The organism is Rhodococcus sp. UNC363MFTsu5.1, assembly GCF_000686785.1.
GTDB lineage: Bacteria > Actinomycetota > Actinomycetes > Mycobacteriales > Mycobacteriaceae > Rhodococcus_G > Rhodococcus_G maanshanensis.
On record NZ_JMLO01000004.1, the window covers coordinates 214,021 to 235,935 of the forward strand.

General features: G+C 69.5%; 20 protein-coding genes. 14 read left to right on the forward strand and 6 right to left on the reverse strand.

All coding sequences use genetic code 11. The annotated features are described in order from the left end of the window. Positions 1 to 64 precede the first annotated feature (64 nt). From BR31_RS27855 to BR31_RS27865, 4 genes are all read right to left on the reverse strand, one after another. Entirely contained in the window at positions 65 to 2,260 is a 2,196-nt protein-coding gene (locus BR31_RS27855) for a serine/threonine-protein kinase (protein ID WP_081830368.1), read from the reverse strand. A 162-nt stretch (positions 2,261 to 2,422) separates the two neighbouring features. Continuing rightward, positions 2,423 to 4,378, reverse strand: a complete 1,956-nt coding sequence (locus BR31_RS27860; protein WP_081830369.1) for a serine/threonine-protein kinase — start codon at positions 4,376 to 4,378, stop codon at positions 2,423 to 2,425. After that, a complete protein-coding gene (locus BR31_RS0107880) occupies positions 4,378 to 5,166 on the reverse strand; it encodes an ABC transporter permease (RefSeq protein WP_081830374.1) in 789 nt (262 codons plus the stop codon). Before BR31_RS0107880 ends, BR31_RS27860 begins: the two co-directional genes overlap by 1 nt. An 11-nt stretch (positions 5,167 to 5,177) precedes the next feature. After that, positions 5,178 to 6,218: an ATP-binding cassette domain-containing protein gene (locus tag BR31_RS27865; protein WP_051637062.1), complete on the reverse strand. Its 1,041-nt coding sequence runs from the start codon at positions 6,216 to 6,218 to the stop codon at positions 5,178 to 5,180. A gap of 202 nt (positions 6,219 to 6,420) precedes the next feature. Between BR31_RS27865 and BR31_RS0107890 the strand changes: the two genes are divergently transcribed. Further along, positions 6,421 to 7,791 (forward strand): amidase, encoded by a 1,371-nt coding sequence (locus BR31_RS0107890; protein WP_051637063.1) that lies wholly within the window; start codon positions 6,421 to 6,423, stop codon positions 7,789 to 7,791. A gap of 10 nt (positions 7,792 to 7,801) precedes the next feature. On the opposite strand, the gene BR31_RS0107895 is transcribed toward BR31_RS0107890, so the two are convergent. Next, positions 7,802 to 8,434, reverse strand: a complete 633-nt coding sequence (locus BR31_RS0107895) for a maleylpyruvate isomerase family mycothiol-dependent enzyme (RefSeq protein ID WP_027500480.1) — start codon at positions 8,432 to 8,434, stop codon at positions 7,802 to 7,804. Positions 8,435 to 8,678: 244 nt separating this feature from the next. Here BR31_RS0107895 and ftsH point away from each other — a divergent pair, with 244 nt between their 5' ends. From ftsH to BR31_RS0107925, 6 genes are all read left to right on the forward strand, one after another. Next, on the forward strand, positions 8,679 to 11,006 hold the full coding sequence (gene ftsH, locus BR31_RS0107900) for an ATP-dependent zinc metalloprotease FtsH (RefSeq protein ID WP_027500481.1): 2,328 nt from the start codon (positions 8,679 to 8,681) through the stop codon (positions 11,004 to 11,006). Positions 11,007 to 11,158: 152 nt separating this feature from the next. Beyond that, entirely contained in the window at positions 11,159 to 11,782 is a 624-nt protein-coding gene (folE, locus tag BR31_RS0107905; RefSeq protein WP_051637085.1) for a GTP cyclohydrolase I FolE, read from the forward strand. Positions 11,783 to 11,790: 8 nt separating this feature from the next. Then, the gene (folP, locus tag BR31_RS0107910; RefSeq protein WP_037175992.1) at positions 11,791 to 12,627 is read left to right on the forward strand and encodes a dihydropteroate synthase; all 837 of its coding nucleotides are present in this window, start codon (positions 11,791 to 11,793) and stop codon (positions 12,625 to 12,627) included. Continuing rightward, the gene (gene folB / locus BR31_RS0107915; protein ID WP_027500484.1) at positions 12,620 to 12,994 is read left to right on the forward strand and encodes a dihydroneopterin aldolase; all 375 of its coding nucleotides are present in this window, start codon (positions 12,620 to 12,622) and stop codon (positions 12,992 to 12,994) included. Before folP ends, folB begins: the two co-directional genes overlap by 8 nt. Continuing rightward, entirely contained in the window at positions 12,991 to 13,497 is a 507-nt protein-coding gene (gene folK, locus BR31_RS0107920) for a 2-amino-4-hydroxy-6-hydroxymethyldihydropteridine diphosphokinase (protein ID WP_027500485.1), read from the forward strand. Before folB ends, folK begins: the two co-directional genes overlap by 4 nt. A gap of 13 nt (positions 13,498 to 13,510) precedes the next feature. After that, positions 13,511 to 13,981, forward strand: coding sequence for a DUF3180 domain-containing protein (locus BR31_RS0107925; protein WP_027500486.1), 471 nt, complete (start codon positions 13,511 to 13,513; stop codon positions 13,979 to 13,981). A gap of 7 nt (positions 13,982 to 13,988) precedes the next feature. Here the strand turns inward: BR31_RS0107925 and BR31_RS0107930 are convergent, their stop codons facing one another. Further along, entirely contained in the window at positions 13,989 to 16,304 is a 2,316-nt protein-coding gene (locus BR31_RS0107930; RefSeq protein WP_037175888.1) for an ATP-binding protein, read from the reverse strand. Between the two features lie 178 nt (positions 16,305 to 16,482). Here BR31_RS0107930 and BR31_RS27870 point away from each other — a divergent pair, with 178 nt between their 5' ends. The 7 genes from BR31_RS27870 to BR31_RS0107965 all read left to right on the forward strand — a co-directional run bounded on the left by BR31_RS27870 (position 16,483) and on the right by BR31_RS0107965 (position 21,914). After that, positions 16,483 to 17,499 (forward strand): DUF6779 domain-containing protein, encoded by a 1,017-nt coding sequence (locus BR31_RS27870; RefSeq protein WP_051637064.1) that lies wholly within the window; start codon positions 16,483 to 16,485, stop codon positions 17,497 to 17,499. 119 nt (positions 17,500 to 17,618) lie between these two features. Continuing rightward, positions 17,619 to 18,545, forward strand: coding sequence for a Rossmann-like and DUF2520 domain-containing protein (locus tag BR31_RS0107940; RefSeq protein ID WP_027500488.1), 927 nt, complete (start codon positions 17,619 to 17,621; stop codon positions 18,543 to 18,545). Next, positions 18,542 to 19,456 carry a pantoate--beta-alanine ligase gene (panC, locus tag BR31_RS0107945; RefSeq protein ID WP_027500489.1) on the forward strand — a complete coding sequence of 305 codons (915 nt, stop codon included), beginning with the start codon at positions 18,542 to 18,544 and terminating at the stop codon, positions 19,454 to 19,456. The genes BR31_RS0107940 and panC overlap by 4 nt, the downstream gene beginning before the upstream one ends. 50 nt (positions 19,457 to 19,506) lie before the next feature. After that, positions 19,507 to 19,947 (forward strand): aspartate 1-decarboxylase, encoded by a 441-nt coding sequence (gene panD, locus BR31_RS0107950; protein ID WP_027500490.1) that lies wholly within the window; start codon positions 19,507 to 19,509, stop codon positions 19,945 to 19,947. Between the two features lie 2 nt (positions 19,948 to 19,949). Next, a complete protein-coding gene (locus BR31_RS0107955; RefSeq protein WP_027500491.1) occupies positions 19,950 to 20,765 on the forward strand; it encodes a type III pantothenate kinase in 816 nt (271 codons plus the stop codon). Positions 20,766 to 20,928: 163 nt separating this feature from the next. Continuing rightward, a complete protein-coding gene (locus BR31_RS0107960) occupies positions 20,929 to 21,495 on the forward strand; it encodes a cysteine dioxygenase (RefSeq protein WP_081830370.1) in 567 nt (188 codons plus the stop codon). Continuing rightward, positions 21,492 to 21,914 (forward strand): rhodanese-like domain-containing protein, encoded by a 423-nt coding sequence (locus BR31_RS0107965; RefSeq protein WP_027500493.1) that lies wholly within the window; start codon positions 21,492 to 21,494, stop codon positions 21,912 to 21,914. Before BR31_RS0107960 ends, BR31_RS0107965 begins: the two co-directional genes overlap by 4 nt. Position 21,915: the final 1 nt, after the last annotated feature.

Sequence of the window (21,915 nt, forward strand, 5' to 3'; positions counted from 1 at the left end):
GATCCGCTTGCTCAGACATGCATTCACCGACCCACTGGATGTGACGACCTCACCGCCCCGCCGGTCATGCGGACCGGGTGGCCGGTTCGTGGGAGACGACCCGCTCCAGCGCACGCAGGTCCTTCTCCAACAGCCGGAACAGCCAGTACACGACGATGAAGGCCGCGATGGCCCCGACACACAGCAGGCGGACGGCCACGATCACGGAGGTGATCTCGTCGGGGGACAGGAAGGTCACCCCGGCCACCCCGATCAGGGGCACCGAGGCGGCCAGCGCCAGGTAGCGGACGCTGCGTCTGCTGAGCCCGCGCAGTTTGCGGGCGTCGTCGCTGCTGGTGATCCCCTGCGGCAGCATCATCGGATAGATGCACCGCACCAGGTAGAAGGTCACCAGGAAGAAGGGATAGGCGACCGCGATCGCCCCGCACACGACAAGCGACCCGATGAAATGGATGATGGCGCCCGCTGGGAGGTGCCCCGCGACGATCTGTAGGGAGATCGGGTAGGTGATGCCTGCCAGCAGCCACGCACTGAAGATGATGAGGACGGCCCGGTCGGCCAGCAGCAGGGTGTCGCTGCGCGCCTTGGCCAGGGTCTGCTTGTCATAGATGCGGCCCTTGCGCAGTCCGCGCGGCATCCGCATCGGATATCGGCTCAGGTACACCACAACGGCGATGCCGATCGGGTACAGGATGCCGTTCATCACGGACTGGACCCCTTCGAACTTCTGCTGGGCCTCGAGCGACAGATTGCTGACGATGAGCGACTTGTTGTGGTGGTAGTTGTAGACGCCCGCCAGCACGTTCGGCACCAGCATGGCCGCAACGGTGATCGGTATCACGTAGCGCCGCAGCCGCATCCGCCAGCTCCTCGGAGGGGGGTCGACGAGGTCACGGGCCCTGGGGTCGAGGCACAGTTCGAACTGCTGCGCCAGCTCCGCGCCCGTCGACCACCGCCGGTCCGGGTCCGGCGACAGGCAGGTCAGCAGCACCCGCTTCAGTGCGGCCGGGCAGTCGGGCGGCAGCGTGGCCTGCGCGTCCGGGCCGACGCCGCGCTCGCGGATTTCCAGCATCCGTTCCAGCGACTTCTCCGACTGACCGCTCGCCGAGCTGTCGTCGAAGGGGCGCGAGCCGGTGAGCAACTCCCACAGCATGACCCCGAGCCCGAAGATGTCGCTGCGGGTGTCGAGGTCGCTCGCCGTGCCGGGCAGGCCGGGATGGCAGGCCTCGAGCTGTTCGGGCGACATGTAGGCAAGGGACCCACCGAAGTAGGCGACGGGGCTCGTGCCTGCCACGGCGTCGCTGAAGCTGATGTTGAAGTCGGCGAGCTTCGGCACCCCGTCGGCGGTGAGCAGCACGTTCGCCGGCTTGATGTCGCGGTGCAGCACACCGTGTTTGCCCGCGTAGTCCAGTGCCTCCGCCAGCCGGCGGCCCAGCCACGCGACGGTCTCCGGCCAGCTCAGGGACGCGATCTCGGGCCGGACGCTGGAGTCGCTGGGGCGGATCTCGCCCTTGGCCTCGAGCGACTCGTCGATCACGTCCAGCAGCAACTGTCCGTTGCGGTCCTCTTGCGGTGTCGCCTGCACCCGCCGCAGCACCCCGAGCAGGGTGCCGCCGGGGACGTACTGCATGTAGAGCAGCTTCAGCTTGTGTTCGTCGAGGACCCGCTGGTCGAACACCCGGACGATGTAGTCGTGGTCGAGTTGGGCCAGTGTCTGCGGTTCGGTGCCGTGGTCGTGGGACATCTTCACCGCGACCAGGCGCTGCATCGAGAGTTGGCGGGCGAGGAACACCCGGGCGAACGCGCCCCGCCCCAGGCCCATCAGCAGGTCGAAATCGTCCACCCGCTGGCCGACGTCGATGTCGTCGAGCGCCGTCTCCGCGGCGGGCTTCGCGATCAGTGTGGACTTCTCGACGCTGGGACTTTGCGATTGTTCGATCACCTGGGACTCCTCCGGGAAGTCCCGCGAGTAGTCGCTCGCCTCCACGGTGAGCCCGGTCTGGCGACGCAGACGGAACTCCTCCTGGATCAGTGCGGGCGGCAACGGCTCGGACTTCAGTTCGGGGAACTCCTCGCGGTAGGCGGCCAGGCGCTTGGGCTTCTCGAAATCCAGCCAGCGGTACCGCAGGTCGACCGCGATCAGTTCGATCAACGCGTCGCGTCGCTGGTCCGCCCGCTCGGGGAGGTAGTCGGGGAGATTCGGGGGAGTGCCGGTGGCCTCCCACTGGGCCGTGAAACGGGCGACCGGGGACTGCGCCACGACCGTCGAGTCGGGCGATGGTTGCGCCGTGACCGTCGAGTCCGGCGATGATGGCGCCGCGACCGTAGGGTCCGGTGCCGGTCGAATGGTCCGTTTCGTCACGAGAACCTCGGACTGTCTCGTGCGCCTGTGGCGCTCGATTCCGTGAGGGATGCCCCCTCGTCAGGATAACGCCGCTCGGGCGGGACCGCCGAGGGTGAATGCGGGACCGGGTTCGCCGGACACCACGCGTTCGAGGGCGTGCAGGTCCTGCTCGAGCTGCCGGAACATCCAGTAGGCCGCGATGAACGCGACGATCGCCCCGAGACAGAGCACCCGGATAGGTACGACGATCGCCCCCAGGTCGGCTGCGGGCAGGAATGTCGCCCCCGCGATGCCGAGCAACGGGACGGAGGCGGCGAGAGCCAGATAGCGGGTACTGAGCCGCTCCAGCCCCCGCAGCCGCCGGGTGTCGTCGCCGCTGATGATGCCGGGCGGCAGCAGTACCGGGTACAGGCAGCGCACCATGTAGAACGTGACCAGGAAGAACGGGTACGCCATCGCGATGGCGCCGCACACCACCGTCGAGCCGAGGAAGTGGACATACGATCCCCGCGGGACCCCGGTGGCGACCTGCATCGCGAACAGGTTCACCACTGTCGAGACCCACCACGCACCGAAGCAGACGATCACCATGCGGGCGCCGAGAAGCAGGGTTTCGGTGCGTGCCTTGGCGAGGGTCGTCGGGTCGAAGGTGCGCCCACGGGACAGCGCCCGGGTCACCGCGATCGGACGACGCCACATGTAGGCCAGCAGTACCACCATTGCCGGGAAGACGATCGCGGTGATGAGCAGCTGGAACAGTCCGAATTGCTGTACAGCGGCAGGGGACAGCTTGCTGACGATCAGCGTTCGGTTGTGTACGTAGTTGTAGAGACCCGCGAGAAGGTTCGGGAACACGAGCCCGATGAAGATGATCGGTGCCGACCACGGCCGCAGTCGCAGCCGCCAGCTGCCCGGAGGCGGATCGACCAGATCGCGGGCCTGCGGATCCAGACACAGCTCGAACTGCTGCGCCAGATCTGCGCCGGATTGCCACCGGTCGCGAGGGTCGGGTGCGAGGCAGGTCAACAGCACGCGGCGCAACGTGGCCGGGCAGTCGGGCGGTAGTGCAGCCACCACGTCCGGGTCGATCCGGCTGCTGCGTAGGTCCAGCATGGTGCTGAGCGAGGTGTCCGACTCGTCGGCATCGATCGCGTCGCGGAACGGGCGCCTACCGGTCAGCAGTTCCCACAGCAGGACGCCGAGCGCGAAGATGTCGCTGCGGGTGTCGAGGTCGGCGGCGCTCCCGGTCGCGTGAGGATGCCTGGCAGCCAGTTGCTCCGGTGACATGTAGGCAAGCGAGCCGCCGAAGTACGCAGCGGGGCTGACGCCGCCGATCTGGGTGCTGAAGCTGATGTTGAAATCGGTGAGCTTGGGGACTCCCTCGGCGGTGAGCAGTATGTTCGCGGGCTTGATGTCGCGGTGGATCACCCCTTGCCTGCTCGCATGGTCGAGCGCCAGGGCGAGGCGCCTGCCCATCCAGGCGACCGTCTCCGGCCACGACAGCGTGGCGAGCTCGGCTCGCACGCTGGAGTCGGTTGGCCGGATCTCGCCCCTGGCTCTCAGTTCCTCGTCGATCGCGTCCAGCAGCAACTGGCCACCGCGTTGCTCCCGCGGGCTCTCTCGGATCCGGCGCAACACGGCGAGCAGGGTGCCGCCGGGGACGTACTGCATGTAGAGCAGTTTCACCCCGAATTGCTCGAGATATCGCTGGTCGAAGACTCGGACGATGTAGTCGTGGTCGAGCTGCGCCATCGTCTGTGGCTCGGTGCCGTGGTCCTGCGAGATCTTCACCGCGACCAGTCGGTGCATGGAACGCTGGCGGGCGAGGAAGACCCGGGCGAACGCTCCCCGGCCGAGCCCCATGAGCAGGTCGAAGTCGTCGATGCGTTGGCCGACGTTGATGTCGTCGATCGATCCGATCGGTACGGCGCGCTCGTCGTCCATCCGTTCGGGTGAGAGGGTCCGAACGTGCCCCCTGCGCGTCGGATCTCCCGTGATCGTCCCCGCGGGCATCGACCGACCGGTCCGATCCATCAGCGGCTTACCGCCTTCTTGTAGCGATGGATCGCCAGCGGCACGAACACAACGAGAATTCCGACGATCCAGGCGATGGAGGCCACCACCGGGTTCTGCAGGGGCCACACGTCCGGTACGACGAGCGCGGGGTTGGTGTTGCCGAACAGTTCCCGAACCGCCTGTGTCACCGCCGAGACGGGGTTCCACTCCGCGATGACCCGGAGCACCGTCGGCAGATTCGTGGTGGGGACGAAGGTGTTCGCGATGAACGACAGCGGGAAGATCACCATGAAGCTGGCGTTGCTGTACACCTCCGGCGTGCGGATCCACAGGCCAACGACGGCCATCACCCAGGACAGGGCGTAGGCGAACAGGAGCAGCAACACGTACGCCGCCGCGGCCTCGAGCAGGGAGGTGTGGATCCGCCAGCCGACCGCGAGGCCGGCCAGCGACATCACGACCAGGCTCACCACGTTGATCAGCACGTCGCTGGTGGTGCGCCCGACGAGCACCGCGGACTGGGCCATCGGCAGTGACCGGAACCGGTCGATGAAACCCTTCTGGATGTCCTCGGCGAGCCCGAGCCCGGTCCAGGTGGCGCCGAAGATCACCGACTGGGTGAAGATGCCCGCGATCAGGAACTCCCGGTACGACATCCCCGGCACCTCGATGGAGCTGCCGAAGACGTACGCGAACAGCAGCACGAACATGATCGGTGACAGGGTCGTGAAGATCAGCAGATCCGGCACCCGCCTGATCTTGATGACATTGCGCTTGGCGATTGTCGCCCCGTCACGGACCGCCATCTCGATCCCGTTCACGATGCACGCTCCTTCCGGTGGGCACCACCGACGCGCTCGACTTCGCCGACCGGGTCGGCACCTTCGGTGTCGTTCCCGTCGGTGTCGCTCCCTGTGCTGTCGGCCTGGTGGCCGGTCAGGGCGAGGAACACATCGTCGAGGGAGGGTCTGCGCAAGGCGACGTCGGTGACGGTCACGTTCCGCCTCGACAGGCTGCCGAGAGCCTCGACGAGAGCACTCGAACCGTCGGCGACCGGAACGGTGATCCGGCGGGCGTGGTGGTCCACCTGGAGGTCGCCGTCCGACAGCGGTGCCAGTGCCGCCCGCGCATCGTCGAGGCTGGCGCCCGGGTCGAGGGCGAGCTCGATCCGCTCCCCGCCGACCTGGTCCTTGAGCTCGTCCGAGGTGCCTCTCGCGATCACCCTGCCGCGGTCGACCACGGCGATGGAGTCGGCGAGTCGGTCCGCCTCGTCCATGTACTGGCTGGTGAGCAGCAGCGTGGTGCCCCCGGCGACGAGTTCTTCGATGACATCCCACAGGCCGAGCCGCGCCCGGGGGTCGAGGCCGGTCGTCGGCTCGTCGAGGAAGAGCACCGGCGGGTTCGCGACCAGCGCCCCCGCCAGGTCGAGGCGCCGCCGCATGCCGCCGGAGTAACCCCGGACCGGCCGGTCGCCCGCCTCCACGAGGTCGAACTGTTCCAGGAGTTCACGAGCCCGGTCCCTGCTGAACTTGGTGCCGAGGTGGTAGAGGCGCCCGACCATCTCCAGGTTCTCGAATCCGGTCAGGTATTCGTCCACCGCGGCGTACTGCCCGGACGCTCCGATCCGCGAACGCAACTCCTTGGCGTCGGCGACGACGTCCAGTCCGTCGACGGTGGCGTGCCCGCCGTCGGGTTCGAGCAGCGTCGTGAACACCCGGACCGCCGTGGTCTTCCCAGCACCGTTCGGGCCGAGTAGCGCGAGGACGGTGGCCTCGGGCACCGCGAGGTCCAGCCCGTCGAGGGCGACGACCTTGCCGTACCGCTTGACCAGTCCCTCGGCCACGATTGCATCAGCCATGCCTACCTCCGCGCGACGTGGATGGTTGGGGCTTGCCCTGCAACGATCGCACTCCGGTCGGGTGTCAGCAACCGTTTTCGCTCCACACCGGGGGTCTTCGTTGCCGTCCGTGGGGTGCCCGATCCCAACCCCTGGGTGCCTGGAGACCGGCGTCGTGAGGCAGCACCATCGAATGACCAACCAGGTGAGGCGGTCATTGCGTATGTACAACTCCTCGGTGGACGCGCTGTTCACCGGTGCTCAGCTCGAATTCACCGCGGCCGCGATCGCGGCTCGGGTGCGCTCGGGTGCACTGTCACCGGTCGACGCGGTCGAGGGTGCGTTGAGCCGGATCTCCGAACGCGATCCCGAGCTCGACGCATTCGTGGTCGTGCGCGGCGAGCAGGCCCGTGCCGAAGCGCGGGCCCTGGCCGGTCGGCCGGGCCTGTCGGCGCTGCCCCTGGCAGGCGTGCCGATCGCGATCAAGGACAACATCCCGATCGTGGGGCATCCGCTGCGAAACGGATCCGCCGCCACCGCCGTGGAGCCCTCGACCGAGGACCATCCCGTGCTCGACCGGCTGCGCCGGGCAGGCGCGGTGCCGGTCGGGCTGACCAGGCTGCCCGAGCTGTGTGTGTGGCCCTCGACCGACTCGCACGACTCGATCGTGAAGAACCCGTGGAACCACGAGCGGACCGCCGGCGGCTCCTCCGGCGGGGCGGGCGCCTCGGTGGCCGCCGGGATGGTGCCGGTGGCGCACGGCTCCGACTGCCTCGGCTCGATCCGGATCCCGGCCGCGGCCTGCGGGCTGGTCGGCATCAAACCCGGCAGCGGCCTCGTGCCCCGCGAACTCGGTGCGAATTCCTGGTTCGGGATGGCGGAGAACGGTCCGCTGACGACGACGGTCGAGGATGCCGCACTGGTGCTGTCGGTGATGGCGGACCGCCCGGAACTGGCGGAGCTCGCCGAGCCGGGTCGGCTGCGGATCGCGGTGGCGGCCGGGTCATCGATGCCGATGACGCCGGTTGACCGGCACTGGCGGGACGGGGCGGAGCGCACCGCGCAGGTGCTCGGCGGTGCCGGGCACACGGTCACGGCCGCGAAGGTGCCGTACTCGCTGAACCCGATACCGCTGCTGTCGCGCTGGACGGCAGGCACGGCCGCCTACGCAGAGGGGCTCGATCGATCGTTGCTACAGCCGCGCACCAGGACGCACGTCGCGGTCGGGCACGCGATGCGGGGGCTCGTCAGGCCCCGGCAGGTGGAGCGGATGAAGGCTGCGCTGCGTGGGTTCTTCGCTGACTTCGACGTGGTGCTGACCCCGACGCTGGCCCGGCCCCCGCTGGATGCGCATCGTTGGAGCGAGCGATCCTGGATCTCGAACGTCCTGGCGGCCGTGCGTCACGCGCCGTTCACCCCGGTCTGGAACCTGGTCGGCTGGCCGGCCGCGACCGTGCCGGTGGGGATGCACCCCGAGTCCGGGACCCCGCTCGGTGTGCAGATCGCGGCGCCGCCCGGCGGGGAGGCCCGGATCCTCGCGCTGGCCGCACAGCTGGAGGCACTGCAGCCGTGGCCACGGGTCGCGGTGGGGTGAGCGCCGCGGGTCAGAACGGCCAGGCGGGCAGTTCGGGGAGCCCGGCGCGCGTCGGCCTGCCGACCAGCCAGGCCAGCAGCTCGGCCCTGGGCAGGTCGGGTGGCACGACATCGGGCGCCGCCGCGGCGAGCTCGGGCAGATCCCGCGCCAGGATCTCCTCGACGAACGCGTCGGGCCAGTTCCCGGCGGTGTACCCGGTGCCGAGATCGAGGTGGTGGATCTCCAGTTCGCACCAGCGCAGCACCGGGATGTCGCGCCCGGTGACGGGCTTGCGCCACGACACCGGGGTGTCGAGCTGGTCGGGCCCGATCTCCCGCAGCGATTCGATCACCCGTCGCCCGGCGAACCGCAGGTCGGCGGCCAGCAGCTCGACGGGGCGGTCCGCCCCCTCCTCGATGGCGGCGCCCCGTGCCTCCCGTCCGCCCGGGTACATCTCGGGCCGGGTCCCGGACAACACGCCAACGGCCAGCCGGTTCAGTGCGTCGGCGTTGCGCGCGACGTGCGTGACGACGTGACCGCGGCTCCAGCCCGGTAGCAGCGAGTCGCCGCGGGCCTGCTCGTCCGACAGGTCGGCGACCGCGGATTCCAACCGCGCCTGCGAGTGCTCGATCTCCGCCAGGACCTCGGGGTATGGCAGCGTCATGGCCGCAGCCTAACGACATCCGGATCCGGCTGCCCGCGGTGGCGGGGCTCACGGAACCATCCGGTGTGCCCGCGCGTTCTACTTGGCAGAAGCCGCTGCGACAGCTGCTCCGGGCCGATGCCCGCGCTAACGGACACTGCTCGCGGCGGTCGCGGTAACCTTGAACCTCCGGTGAGCAGCCGGAACCCGGCGCACTGTGCTCGACCGGAACTGGAAAGGACTGGCCTGCAGAGGCTGAACCTGTATGAATCGCAAGACTGTGTTTCGCAACCTGGCGATTGTCGCCGGCATCCTGCTGATCATTTACGCGTTCAGCTATTTCGGTAACGACACCCGCGGGTACAAAAACGTCGACACCTCGGTGGCCATCGCCCAGCTCGACGCGAAGAACGTCACCGATGCGCAGATCGACGACCGCGAGCAGCAGCTCCGCCTCACCTTGAAGCAGGGCAACGACGCGACCGACAACTCGGACCAGATCCTCGCGAAGTACCCGAGCGCCGCCTCCGAGCAGATCTTCACCGAAGTCCAGAAGGCGGGCCTGGAGAAGTACAACACCAAGGTGAGCCAGGAGAGCTGGCTGACCTCGATCCTGCTGTTCGTGCTGCCGATGGTGATCCTGCTCGGCCTGTTCGTCTTCGTGATGGGGCGGATGCAGGGCGGTGGCCGCGGCGGCGTGATGGGCTTCGGCAAGTCGAAGGCCAAGCAGCTCACCAAGGACATGCCCAAGACCACGTTCGCGGACGTCGCTGGCGCCGACGAGGCCGTCGAAGAGCTGTACGAGATCAAGGACTTCCTGCAGAACCCGGCCCGCTACCAGGCGCTCGGCGCGAAGATCCCGAAGGGTGTCCTGCTCTACGGCCCTCCCGGCACCGGTAAGACGCTGCTCGCCCGCGCGGTCGCAGGCGAGGCCGGGGTGCCGTTCTTCACGATCTCGGGCTCGGACTTCGTCGAGATGTTCGTCGGTGTCGGTGCCTCCCGCGTGCGCGACCTCTTCGAGCAGGCCAAGCAGAACAGCCCCTGCATCATCTTCGTCGACGAGATCGACGCGGTCGGCCGTCAGCGTGGCGCAGGCCTCGGCGGCGGACACGACGAGCGCGAGCAGACCCTCAACCAGCTGCTGGTCGAGATGGACGGCTTCGGCGACCGCACCGGCATCATCCTGATCGCCGCGACGAACCGTCCCGACATCCTCGACCCGGCGCTGCTGCGTCCCGGCCGCTTCGACCGCCAGATCCCGGTGAGCAACCCGGACCTGGCCGGCCGTCGCGCGATCCTCAAGGTGCACTCGCAGGGGAAGCCGCTCGACCAGCACGCGGACCTCGAGGGCCTGGCCAAGCGGACCGTCGGCATGTCGGGCGCGGACCTGGCGAACGTCATCAACGAGGCCGCGCTGCTGACCGCCCGCGAGAACGGCGCCCTGATCACGGAGGCGGCGCTCGAGGAGTCGGTGGACCGCGTCATCGGCGGCCCGCGCCGCAAGAGCCGGATCATCAGCGAGCACGAGAAGAAGATCACCGCGTACCACGAGGGCGGGCACACCCTGGCCGCATGGGCGATGCCGGACATCGAGCCGATCTACAAGGTCACGATCCTGGCCCGCGGCCGCACCGGCGGACACGCCATGACGGTGCCCGAGGACGACAAGGGCCTGATGACCCGCTCGGAGATGATCGCCCGGCTGGTGATGGCGATGGGCGGCCGCGCCGCCGAGGAGCTCGTCTTCCACGAGCCGACCACCGGCGCCTCCTCCGATATCGACCAGGCCACCAAGATCGCCCGAGCGATGGTCACCGAGTACGGCATGAGCGCCAAGCTGGGTGCGGTCCGCTACGGGCAGGAGCAGGGCGACCCGTTCCTCGGCCGGTCGATGGGGATGAGCTCCGAGTACTCGCACGAGGTCGCACGGGAGATCGACGAGGAGGTGCGCAACCTCATCGAGGCGGCGCACACCGAGGCGTGGGCGATCCTCAACGAGCACCGCGACCTGCTCGACGTGGTGGCCACCGAGCTGCTCGAGCGCGAGACCCTCACCCGCAAGGATCTGGAGCAGATCTTCTCGAGCGTGGAGAAGCGGCCCAGGATCACCGCGTTCAACGACTTCGGTGGCCGGACGCCGTCCGACAAGCCTCCGGTGAAGACGCCGCGTGAGCTGGCGATCGAGCGCGGCGAGCCGTTGCCCGACGACTCGGTGCGGCAGCCGACCTTCAGCAAGCCCCGCGAGACGGTTCCGCCGACCGCGCCGGCCCCCGGCCCCCAGAACGGGTACCCGATGCCGGCCCCGAACGGCGGCTACCAGCCGTACCCGGATCCGCGGCAGCAGCCGCAGCAGGGCACGATGCCGGACTACGGTGCGCCCGCCGGTTGGTCGGCGCCGGGTTGGCCGCCGCGGGATGCGGGCGAGAGCCAGCACCCGCAGCACCCGCAGCAGCCGCAGCACGCCCAGAACCCGCAGAACCCGTACGGCGGGTATCCGCAGTGGAACCCGCCGCAGGCGAATCCGCCGCAGGCCACGTCCGAAGAGGGCGGGCCGGCAACCGAGCGCTGGGAAGGGCCGAACGGTCAGCAGTAGTCCGGCGGTTACTAGGCTTACCCACTGATCGCGTCGCACCGGCGTGATCGGTGGGTAACGGTCGGCGAGAATGGAGGTTCGGTCGGGTGTCGGTCAATCAACTCGGTGGTGCGAATTCCCGTGACGCATCGACGTCACAGGAGCGCGACGCGGTGGAGTCCCATGAGCGTGGCGCTGCTGCGCCGCTCGAGTGCATCGAGACCGGGCGCGTCTTCGACCAGCCGCGCGCCGAGGCCGCGATCCGTGAGCTGCTGATCGCGGTCGGCGAGAACCCGGATCGGCCGGGTCTGCTCGACACCCCGGCCCGGGTGGCGCGGGCGTACCGGGAGGTCTTCGCAGGCCTCTACACCGATCCGGATTCCGTGCTCAACACCACCTTCGACGAGGGACACCAGGAGCTGGTGCTGGTCCGCGACATCCCCATGTACTCCACCTGCGAGCATCACCTGGTGTCGTTCCACGGTGTCGCGCACGTCGGCTACATCCCGGGCTCCACCGGCCGGGTCACCGGGCTGTCGAAGCTCGCGCGACTGGTCGACCTGTACGCGAAGCGTCCCCAGGTGCAGGAGCGGTTGACCAGCCAGATCGCCGACGCGATGGTGCGCAAGCTCGATCCCCGCGGGGTGATCGTCGTGGTGGAGGCCGAGCACCTGTGCATGGCGATGCGCGGCATCAGGAAGCCGGGTGCCAGCACCACCACCTCGGCCGTGCGCGGTCTGCTGCAGTCCAGTGCCGCCTCGCGTGCCGAGGCTCTGGACCTGATCCTGCGCAAGTGACGGTGCCGATGCCGGGCCGCTGCGTGGTGATGGGTGTTCTCAACGTCACCAGCGACTCGTTCTCGGACGGCGGCCGCTACCTGGACCGGGACGCGGCGATCGAGCACGGCCTCGCGCTGAGCCGGCTGGGCGTGGACGTCGTGGACGTGGGCGGCGAATCGACCCGGCCCGGCGCTGCCCGGGTGGATCCGGAGGTCGAGGCCGAGCGGATCCGTCCGGTGATCGCGGCCCTCGCGGCCGAGAACATCACGGTCAGCGTCGACACCATGCGCGCCTCGGTGGCCGCGGCCGCGATCGAGGCGGGGGCCACGATCGTCAACGACGTCTCCGGTGGCCGTGCCGATCCGGCGATGGCCGCTGTGATGGCGGACGCGGGCCTGCCCTGGATCCTGATGCACTGGCGCTCGGCCGGCGAGTACGTGCACGCAGGCGGGGTTGAGCACTACGGCGACGTGGTGGCGGAGGTCAGCGAGGAACTGCTCACCCAGGTCGACCTCGCGGTTCGGGCCGGCGTCGATCCGAGCCGGCTGATCCTCGACCCGGGTCTGGGGTTCGCGAAGACCGCCGAACACAACTGGGCGCTGCTCGGCGCGTTGCCGAGGCTCAACGCGCTCGGCTTCCCGGTGTTGATCGGGGCCTCCCGCAAGCGTTTCCTCGGCAGCCTGCTCGCGGATGAGCACGGTGACCGCGCACCCGACGGCCGCGAGGTCGCGACTGCTGTCGTCTCGGCGCTCGCCGCGCGGGGCGGAGCATGGGGCGTGCGGGTGCACGACGCGCGGGGATCCCTCGACGCGATCGCCGTGGTGAACGCGTGGACCGCGGCTGAGGAGAAGCACGATGGCTGATCGAATCGAGTTGCGAGGGCTGCGGGTTCGCGGCAATCACGGTGTCTTCGAGCACGAGAAGCGGGACGGCCAGGACTTCGTCGTCGACATCACGGTGTGGATGGACCTGGCGCCAGCCGCGGCCTCGGACGATCTCGCCGACACCATGCACTACGGGGAGCTGGCCGAGACGGCCGCGGCGATCGTGGCAGGCCCGTCGCGCGATCTCATCGAGACGGTGGCCGGGGAGATCGCCGACGCGGTGCTGACCGACGATCGGGTGAACGCGGTGGAGGTGACGGTCCACAAGCCGTCGGCACCGATCCCGCTGACCTTCGTCGACGTCGCCGTCGTGGCGCGCCGTTCCCGCAAGGGCCTGCGCGGATGAGTCGCGCGGTGCTCTCCATCGGGTCGAATCTCGGTGACCCGCTCGAGAATCTGCGGTCCGTCGTCGACGCGCTCGGTGATCGCCTGGTCGCGGTGTCCGGGGTGTACGCCACGGCGCCGTGGGGCGGTGTCGAACAGCAGGATTTCCTCAACGCGACGCTGATCGTCGACGATCCCGAGCTGGACTGCCACGGCTGGCTGCGGCTCGGGCAGGAGTTGGAGGCCGCCGCGGACCGGGTGCGCGAACAGCGATGGGGTCCGCGCAGCCTGGACGTCGATGTGGTCGACTGCGACGGCCTCGTCAGTGCCGACCCGGAATTGACGTTGCCGCATCCGCGAGCCCACGAGCGGGCGTTCGTGCTCGTCCCGTGGCTGGAGATCGACCCAGATGCCACGCTGACCGTGAAGGGAGCGAGGATGCCCGCACGAGAGCTGCTCGGCTGCCTGGACGCCACCGAGCGTGACGGCGTGCGGCGGACCGATCTCCTGTTGGTGCGGCCGTGATGGCGGTGTGTCGATGATGTCGACGACCCGGATCAGGGACCTGCTCGGGCTCGCGGCCTTCGCGGCCATCGCGACCTGGCTCCTGGTTCGCGCCTTCTACGGATCGCTTCCGCCGATCCCGCTGTTCGCGGGGGCCTCGCTCTACCCCGTCGCCGCCATCGAGGTGGGCGTCGCCTTCATGATCCGGTCGCGGGTCAGGGGGCATCAGCTCGGGCAGGGCCCGCGCCAGCTCCACCCGATCACCGCGGCACGCGCGGTGGCGCTGGCCAAGGCATCGGCGCTGGTGGGGGCCGCCAGCTCGGGAGTCTGGCTCGGATTGCTCCTGTATCTGCTGCCGCAGCGCTCGACGGTGCAGGCGGCCTCCGACGACACCACGGGCACCGTTGTCGGTCTCATTGCGGGCGTGGCATTGGTCGCCGCGGCGCTCTGGCTCGAGCACTGCTGCAAGGCCCCGGAGGAACCGCCGGACGAGCCCGCGCTCTAGCGGCGGCTCAGCGGGATTGGCGCTCGACGACCCACGCGGCGATCTGCGCACGGGAGTTGAATCCCAGCTTCGCCAACACGTGCTCGACGTGGCCCTGCGCGGTCCGCTGCGCGATCACCAGCTTGGCGGCGATGGCCTTGTTGGTCAGGCCCTGCGCGACCAGTTCGGCGACCTGTAGTTCGCGTGGCGTCAGGGTCGTCGCGGCACCGGCCGGTTCCGGATTCTCCTCTCCGAGGTCCTCCCCGAGGGCGAAGGCGATCGTCTCCTGCGCGGTCCAACTGGCGCCGTCCCGAAACGCCGACTCGAACGCCGACTCACTCAGTGCTCGGCGGGTCCGCCGCTCGCACTCCTCGTGGTACGACTCCAGTTTCGGCACGACGGCTCCCGGGCTGCCCACCCGCTGCCACATGGTCCGCGCCGCGCCAAGCAGCAGCGCGGCGCGGCGGGCCCGGTCCGTGGCGATGGCGATCCAGGCCTTCGCCTCCACACACATCGCGGTCGCGAGCATGTCCTCGGTCTGCCGGGAGAGCTGCAGGCCCCTCTCGAGCAGCTCATCCGCCCGCTGCGGATCGGTCTTCCACAGCGCCAGCCCGAGGGCGCAGACCGCGTAGGCGCGGTAGACGAATTCGCCGCTGGCCCCGCTGATCGCGAGGGCCTGTTCCTGGTACTCGATGGCCCGGGCGGGATCGTCGAGCAGCCCGTATGCCACGGCGAGCCCGAGCAGGGCCGAGATCTGCCGGATGGGATTGCCTTGCGTGCGGAAGACCGCGAGGGCCTCCTCCAGAGCGGCCACCGCGCGGGGGAGATCGCCCGCGAAGGCGGCCAGGTAACCGGCGGCATGCATCACGACCCCGCGGATCGCCGGCTCACCGAGGTCATCGGCGAGGCGGAGAGCCTCCTCCGCCTGTGCCGTCGCGGCCGCGATGTCGCCCTGGTTGCCGGTGAGCAGGCAGTTGGCGCACAGCGCCTTGATCCGGTGGGTGGTCGGGACCTCTCCCGACAGGTCGAGTGCGCGGTCGAGCCAGTATCGGCCCTCGCTGAGCAGGCCGCGGGAGAGCCAGAACGGGAACAGCGCGATGGCGATCCGCATCGCGTGGTCCTCCTCGCCGGGTTCCTTCGCGCTGAACTGCATGGCCTCGCGCAGATTCGGTTGCTCCCTGGCGATCCGGACCATCAGTTCCGGCTGCCGGGGGCCGATCCACTCGGAACGTGCTCCCAGCATCAGCCCCTCGTACCAGTCCCGGTTCCGCCGGAGCATTGCATCGAATTCGCCCGCCTCGTGCAGCTTCTCGCGCCCGTACTCGCGCAGGGTCTCGAGCATCCGGTACCGCACCTCGGCGCCTGCCTCTTCGCGGATCAGGATCGACTTGTCCACCAGCGAGGCCAGTACGTCGAGCAGATCGCGCGGATCGACGATGCCGCTCGCACAGACGCCCTCGGCCGCATCGAGCCCGAAGCTGCCCGCGAACACGGCGAGCCGGCGCCACAGCACCTGCTCGGACTCCGTGCACAGCTCGTGACTCCAGTCGATGCTCATCCGCAACGACTGGAGTCGTGTCGGCGCACCGCGACTGCCCGTGGTCAGCAACCGGTACCGGTCGGTCAGCCGGTCCAGGATCTGCTCCGCGGACATGCCGCGCAGCCGCACGGCCGCCAGTTCGATCGGCAGCGGCAACCCGTCCAGTTGGCGACAGATCTGCGCGACGGTCTCCAGGTTCTCCTCGGAGAGTTCGAATTCCGGCAGTGCCGCGGTGGCGCGTTCGACGAAAAGGGTCACCGCCTCGGAGCCGGCCATGGCCTGCAGGCTCGGGGTGGTGTCGGGGACCGTCAGTGCGGGCACCCGCAGCACCGCCTCGCCACCGATGACCAGCGGCTCGCGGCTCGTCGCGAGGATCCGCAGGTCCGGGCAGGACCGGAGCAGCGAATCCGTCAGCTTCGCGACCGCGTCGATCAGGTGCTCGCAGTTGTCCAGCACCAGCAGCAGGGTCCGGGTGGTCAGGTACTCGGTGAGCAGGACCAGCGGCGGGTGCGCCGGATGTTCTCGCAGGCCCAACGCGGTGGCGACGGTGTCGGGCACCAGCGCCTCGTCCTGGAGCTCCCCGAACTCGACGAGCCACACCCCGTCCTCGAACGCGCGCCGCGAGTCCTCCGCCACCCGCAATGCGAGTCGGGTCTTCCCCACGCCGCCGATCCCGGTCAGCGTCACCAAGCGGGCCACGGAGAGCAGCCGCTTTGCCTCGCTGAGTTCGGACCGACGCCCGACGAAGCTCGTCGGTTCGATGGGTAGGTTCCCGATGGCTCTGGCCCGCGTGCCGGGCGGCATCACACCGTCCCTCTCGTCTCGTGAATCCTCTCTGGCAACGGTACCGGTCGGCCGTGCATCTCCGGGCGGTCTCCGCTGCGGACATGCCTCCCGGATCACGCCGGCTCCGCTCCGGCCGGACACGGGCTGGGCCCGTTGTGACGGCGGGTAGTTGGTACGGACGGCTATCCTCGGCTGCATGACGGTTTCTGGTCGCGCGGCCTCGCTTCGGCGGTACAAGCGCAGCACGAGCCAGATGTTCGTCGCCGCGCTGGTGGCACTGGCGGTGATCGCGAGCCTGTTCATGATCTTCAGCAACAGCGTCCAGTTGCTGCGTGTCGGCCTGGTCGTCGCCCTGTGGGCGGCGGTCATCGCGGCCATCGCGATGACGAAGTACCGCCGCGAATCCGCCGCAGACAAGGCGAAGGTGCGCGATCTGCAGACCGTGTACGAGTTGCAGCTCGAGCGCGAGATCACCGCAAGGCGTGAGTACGAGATGGGCGTCGAGGCCAAGGTCCGCAGCGAGGCGAATCTCGATGTCTCCGAGATCGCGGCCCTGCGGGCGGAGCTGGCGGCGCTGCGCGGCAGCCTCGAGGTGTTGTTCGAGGGCAGGCTGCCCGTCGACCGGGTCGCGCTGCAGGCCGACGCCACCCGGATCCCGGAGCTGGCGAGCGCGGCGCGGCCGAAGACGTTCACCCCCGACCCCGCCTACTCGGCTGCCCCGGGCGCGCGGCCGACGTTCGCCACTCCGGACGACGACCCGGTCACCGCCGAGGTCATGGTTGTCGGGGAGACCGAACCCGAACCGGAGCCCGCCGCTCCGGCAGCGGCGTTCCCCGTACCGAGGCAGGTGCCCCCGCCGCGCCCCGCCCGGCAGCCCGCAGCCACGCAGCCGCCGCCCGAGCCGGTGCCGCCGATCCCGGTTCCCGAGCCGGTGCCGCCGACCCCGGACCCCGCACCACTGCCCGAACCCGAGCCCGTCCCGGTGCCCGAGCCGGGGCCGACACCCCAGTCCACGCCTACGGACGAGGTCTCGTCCCGCAGGGCTCGGCGGCGTGCCGCCGAGCCGGAGCCCGCGGCCGAGGGAGATGGTGAGCCTGCCGTTCCGGTTGGCGCGCACTCGACGGGGCTCTCGGTGGCCGAGATCATGGCGAACATGAAGAGCGCGGAGGCCGAGGCGGACGAGCCGAGGTCCGGTCGCCGCCGTCGCGACTGAGCCGGGGCGTGCTTTAGATCACTCTGTTCCGCCATGGCGGCCGTCCCGGCGCTGCGGCTATCCTCGCTGTGAACGTCTGGTACCCGCCCTGCGGGACTGGAACGAACGAGAGGACAACGGTGACCTCCTCCGAGATCACTCAAGACCCCGCGCCCGCACGATTGACCATCGGAATCGTCTCGGCGGGACGCGTGGGAACGGCGATCGGTGCCGCGCTCGAGCGCGTCGGCCACATCGTCGTCGCCTGTTCCGCGGTATCCGACGCGTCGATTCGCAGGGCCGAGACCAGGCTTCCCGAGACCGAGATCCTGCCTGCAGCCGAGGTGGCGTCGCGTTGCGAGTTGTTGCTGCTCGCCGTCCCGGACGATGAGCTCGCTGGCCTGGTCGGCGGCCTGGCCGCAACCGGTTCGGTCAAGCCGGGCACCCTCGTCGTGCACACCTCGGGCGCCAACGGCATCGGTGTGCTCGCGCCGCTGACCGCCCTCGGCGCGCTGCCGATGGCGATCCATCCCGCAATGACCTTCACCGGGCACGACGAGGACACCGCTCGGTTGTCCTCCGCGTGTTTCGGCATCACCGCGGCGGACGAGATCGGCTACGCGATCGCGCAGTCCCTGGTCCTCGAGATCGGCGGGGAGCCCGTCCGGGTCCGCGAAGAGGCCCGTCCGCTGTACCACGCGGCGCTCGCGCACGGCAGCAATCACCTGGTCACCCTCGTCGTGGACGCCGTCGCCGCACTCCGCGTCGCGCTTGCGGGCGAGGAACTCCTCGGCCAGCAGCTCATCGACGACCAGCCAAACGGGGTGGCCGAGCGGGTGCTGGGCCCGTTGCTGTCCGCCGCCCTCGACAACGCGCTCAGGCGCGGTCCTGCGGCGCTGACCGGGCCGGTGGCCCGCGGTGACGCCGCGGCGGTCGCGACCCACCTCCGGGTCCTGCAGGACGTCGACCCCCGGATCGCGGCCGGCTACCGCGCCCTCTCGCTTCGGTCCGCTCAGCGGGCCGGGTCCAAGCCCGAACTCATCGAGATCCTGGAGGGCCGCTCGTGAACGGCTACGCACGCGGTGAACTGACCGTGCACCACGAACCCGCCGAGCTGACCAAGGTCACCAAGGCGCTGCGCGGCGTCGGACGCCAGGTGGCATTGGTCCCGACCATGGGTGCGCTGCACGCGGGGCACCTGGAAATCGTCCGTCAGGCCAAGCTCCGTGGCGGCGTGGTCGTGGTGTCCATCTTCGTCAACCCGTTGCAGTTCGGCGCGGGCGAGGATCTCGACGCGTACCCGCGCACCCTGGACCGGGACCTCGAGCTGCTGCGCGAGGCCGGGGTGGAGTTGGTGTTCGCGCCGTCGGTTGCCGCGATGTACCCGGCAGGCCGGCGCACCATGATCCACGCGGGTCCCCTCGGCAGCGAACTCGAAGGGGCAAGCCGCCCGACGCATTTCGCCGGGATGCTGACCGTCGTGAACAAGCTGTTCCAGATCGTCGGACCCAACCTCGCGTACTTCGGCGAGAAGGACTACCAGCAGCTCACGCTGATCCGGCAGATGGTCCGCGACCTGAATCTGGACGTCGAGGTCTACGGCGTCCCGACCGTGCGCGAGCAGGACGGCCTCGCGCTGTCCTCGCGGAACCGATACCTCGACGAGGCCCAGCGCACCGCGGCCGCGACCATCTCCGCCGCACTGGTGGCCGGCGCGCACGCGGCGGCAGGGGGAGCCGAGGCGATCCTCGCCACCGCCCGTGAGGTGCTGGCGACGACCCCCGAGGTGGAAGTCGACTACCTCGAGGTCCGGGGCGTCGACCTGGGACCCGCGCCCGAGCGCGGGGACGGGCGACTGCTCGTCGCGGCCAAGGTCGGTGGCACCCGATTGATCGACAACGTCGGCGTCGCCGTCGGCACCGGATTCCTCGAACGGGATGAGGATTCCCGTACCTCTCAGACGACAGCGGCCGGGTAAGAGCGCCCCTCCACCGACCTGAATTTCCAGCCAGACCCGAAGGACACAACATGTTTCGCACCATGATGAAGTCGAAGATCCACCGCGCCACCGTCACCCACGCCGATCTGCACTACGTCGGTTCGGTCACCGTGGACCAGGACCTGATGGACGCCGCCGACCTGCTCGAGGGTGAGCAGGTGTGCATCGTGGACATCAACAACGGCGCCCGTCTGGAGACGTACGTCATCGCGGGCGAGCGCGGCTCCGGGGTGATCGGGATCAACGGTGCGGCAGCGCATCTGGTGCACCCCGGCGACCTGGTCATCCTCATCGCCTACGGCGTGATGAACGAGCAGGAGGTCCGCGACTACCAGCCGCGCGTGGTCTTCGTCGACGCCGACAACAAGGCCATCGAGCTCGGTGCCGACCCGGCGCACGCCCCCGAGGGGTCGGGCCTGATCACCCCGCGGATGCTCTCCACCCTCGAAGACGCCTCGGCGCTGGTGTAGCCGTGCTGCTCACCGTCGACGTCCGCAACACCAACATCTCACTCGGGTTGTTCACCGGCACGGGTGATCATTCGAAGTTGGTGCGGGACTGGCGGATGCGCACGGATCCGCGGATGACGGCGGACGAGTTGGCCTGGATGCTGCGGGGCCTGCTCGGGGAGCGAGTGGACCAGATCGTCGGGGTGTCGGCGCTGTCGACCGTCCCGTCGGTGCTGCGGGAACTGCGGGTGATGCTGACCAGGTACTGGGAGCACGTCCCGCACGTGGTGGTCGAGCCCGGTGTGCGAACCGGGGTGCCGCTGCTGGTCGACAACCCGAAGGAGGTCGGGGCCGACCGGATCGTCAACAGTCTTGCCGCGCATCACCTTTACGGCGGGCCGTGCATCGTCGTGGACTTCGGGGTGGCGACCTGTGTCGATGTGGTCTCGGCGAAGGGTGAGTTCCTCGGCGGAGCGATCGCGCCCGGCCTGGAGACCTCGACGGACGCGCTCGCCTCGCACTCGGCTGCGCTGCGGAAGTTCGAGCTGGTGCGCCCGAGGGCGGTGGTCGGCAAGAACAGTGTCGAGTGCATGCAGTCCGGGGCGATCTTCGGGTTCGCAGGCTTGGTGGACGGTCTCGTGCGGCGGGTGCGCGCCGAGGTGCCCGCGTTCGCTGGCGACGACGTGAACGTGATCGCCACGGGGGAGAGCGCCCCACTGGTGATGCCGGAGTCGGAGACGATCGCGCACATCGAGCGGGACCTCGCGCTCGAGGGCCTGCGGATCGTCTACGAGCGCAACCAGGCCCGACGGGCCGCGAAGCACCCACCGGTGGCCTGACCGCCGATGGACGGAGGGTTTGCCAATTCGGGGTTCTGTGCCACACTGGTTGGCGTGAATCGCCGCATGGTTGCTCAGGAGTGTTGTCGAGGCTGAACGCCGCCTCGACTCGTTGAGGCACGTCTCACGGCCTTGACCAATTCACCCTCCTGGAGTTTCTCCCATGCTTTCCACATCTGTGGTCTCTTCTTCGGTGCCGTCACCGGTCACCGCACTGTCCTCGCCGAGCCGCCTGCGGCCTGCCGACCTGCTGCGCATCACCGATCAGGGCGCGCAAGACGTGCTCGACGGCCGCTTCGCCGATCTGCTGCCGGGGGCCGGCTCGTGGCCCACGGACGAGCGTTGGTCCACCCGCCTGCACGCCGACGATGACGTCGACGTCTGGCTGATCAGCTGGGCGCCAGGCCTCGCGACCGAACTGCACGACCATGCCGGATCGCTCGGCGCGCTCACCGTGCTGAGCGGTGTGCTGGCCGAATACCGTTGGAGCGGTGGTGAACTGAAGTACCGCACGCTCGGCGCGGGCGATCAGGCCTCGTTCCCGCTCGGCTGGGTGCACGACGTCATGCAGGCCCAAGGCGACCCGGTGGATCCGGCCGCTCCGACGCTGAGCGTGCACGCCTACTCGCCGCCGCTCTCGGCGATGTCCTACTACGAGGTGACCGATCAGGGCACCCTGCGACGTACTCGCACCGAGCTGACCGATCTCCCGGAAGGACAGTCGGCATGACCATCGACCAGATGCTCGAGAAGGCCCGCGCGAGCTACCGCCGCATGTACGTGTTCGAGGTCGCCGAGGCCGTCGCCCGCGGCGCGATCATCGTCGACATCCGGCCGCAGGCCCAGCGCGCCGCCGAGGGGGCGCTGCCCGGCGCGCTGGCGATCGAGCGGAACGTGCTCGAGTGGCGCCTCGACCCGACGAGCAGCGCACGCATCGCGCTGGCCGTCGATCACGATGTCGAGTGGATCGTGGTCTGCTCGGAGGGCTATACGTCCAGCCTGGCGGCCGCGGCCCTGCAGGAACTGGGTCTGCACCGGGCGACCGATCTCGTCGGCGGGTACCAGGCGCTCCGTTCCGCCGGTCTGCTCGGCGTCGCGACGCGGGCCCGGCACTACGTTCGGGAGGCCGCGGCCGTCGCCGCTCACTGAG

Bases quoted from the DNA above. Each gene is read 5' to 3' on its own strand.
- BR31_RS27860 (WP_081830369.1), bottom strand. From the start codon at position 4,378: ATGGATCGGACCGGTCGGTCGATGCCCGCGGGGACGATCACGGGAGAT.
- BR31_RS0107880 (WP_081830374.1), bottom strand. From the start codon at position 5,166: ATGGCGGTCCGTGACGGGGCGACAATCGCCAAGCGCAATGTCATCAAG.
- BR31_RS27865 (WP_051637062.1), bottom strand. From the start codon at position 6,218: ATGGCTGATGCAATCGTGGCCGAGGGACTGGTCAAGCGGTACGGCAAG.
- BR31_RS0107890 (WP_051637063.1), top strand. From the start codon at position 6,421: ATGTACAACTCCTCGGTGGACGCGCTGTTCACCGGTGCTCAGCTCGAA.
- BR31_RS0107895 (WP_027500480.1), bottom strand. From the start codon at position 8,434: ATGACGCTGCCATACCCCGAGGTCCTGGCGGAGATCGAGCACTCGCAG.
- ftsH (WP_027500481.1), top strand. From the start codon at position 8,679: ATGAATCGCAAGACTGTGTTTCGCAACCTGGCGATTGTCGCCGGCATC.
- folP (WP_037175992.1), top strand. From the start codon at position 11,791: ATGCCGGGCCGCTGCGTGGTGATGGGTGTTCTCAACGTCACCAGCGAC.
- folB (WP_027500484.1), top strand. From the start codon at position 12,620: ATGGCTGATCGAATCGAGTTGCGAGGGCTGCGGGTTCGCGGCAATCAC.
- folK (WP_027500485.1), top strand. From the start codon at position 12,991: ATGAGTCGCGCGGTGCTCTCCATCGGGTCGAATCTCGGTGACCCGCTC.
- BR31_RS0107925 (WP_027500486.1), top strand. From the start codon at position 13,511: ATGATGTCGACGACCCGGATCAGGGACCTGCTCGGGCTCGCGGCCTTC.
- BR31_RS0107930 (WP_037175888.1), bottom strand. From the start codon at position 16,304: ATGCCGCCCGGCACGCGGGCCAGAGCCATCGGGAACCTACCCATCGAA.
- BR31_RS27870 (WP_051637064.1), top strand. From the start codon at position 16,483: ATGACGGTTTCTGGTCGCGCGGCCTCGCTTCGGCGGTACAAGCGCAGC.
- panD (WP_027500490.1), top strand. From the start codon at position 19,507: ATGTTTCGCACCATGATGAAGTCGAAGATCCACCGCGCCACCGTCACC.
- BR31_RS0107960 (WP_081830370.1), top strand. From the start codon at position 20,929: ATGCTTTCCACATCTGTGGTCTCTTCTTCGGTGCCGTCACCGGTCACC.
- BR31_RS0107965 (WP_027500493.1), top strand. From the start codon at position 21,492: ATGACCATCGACCAGATGCTCGAGAAGGCCCGCGCGAGCTACCGCCGC.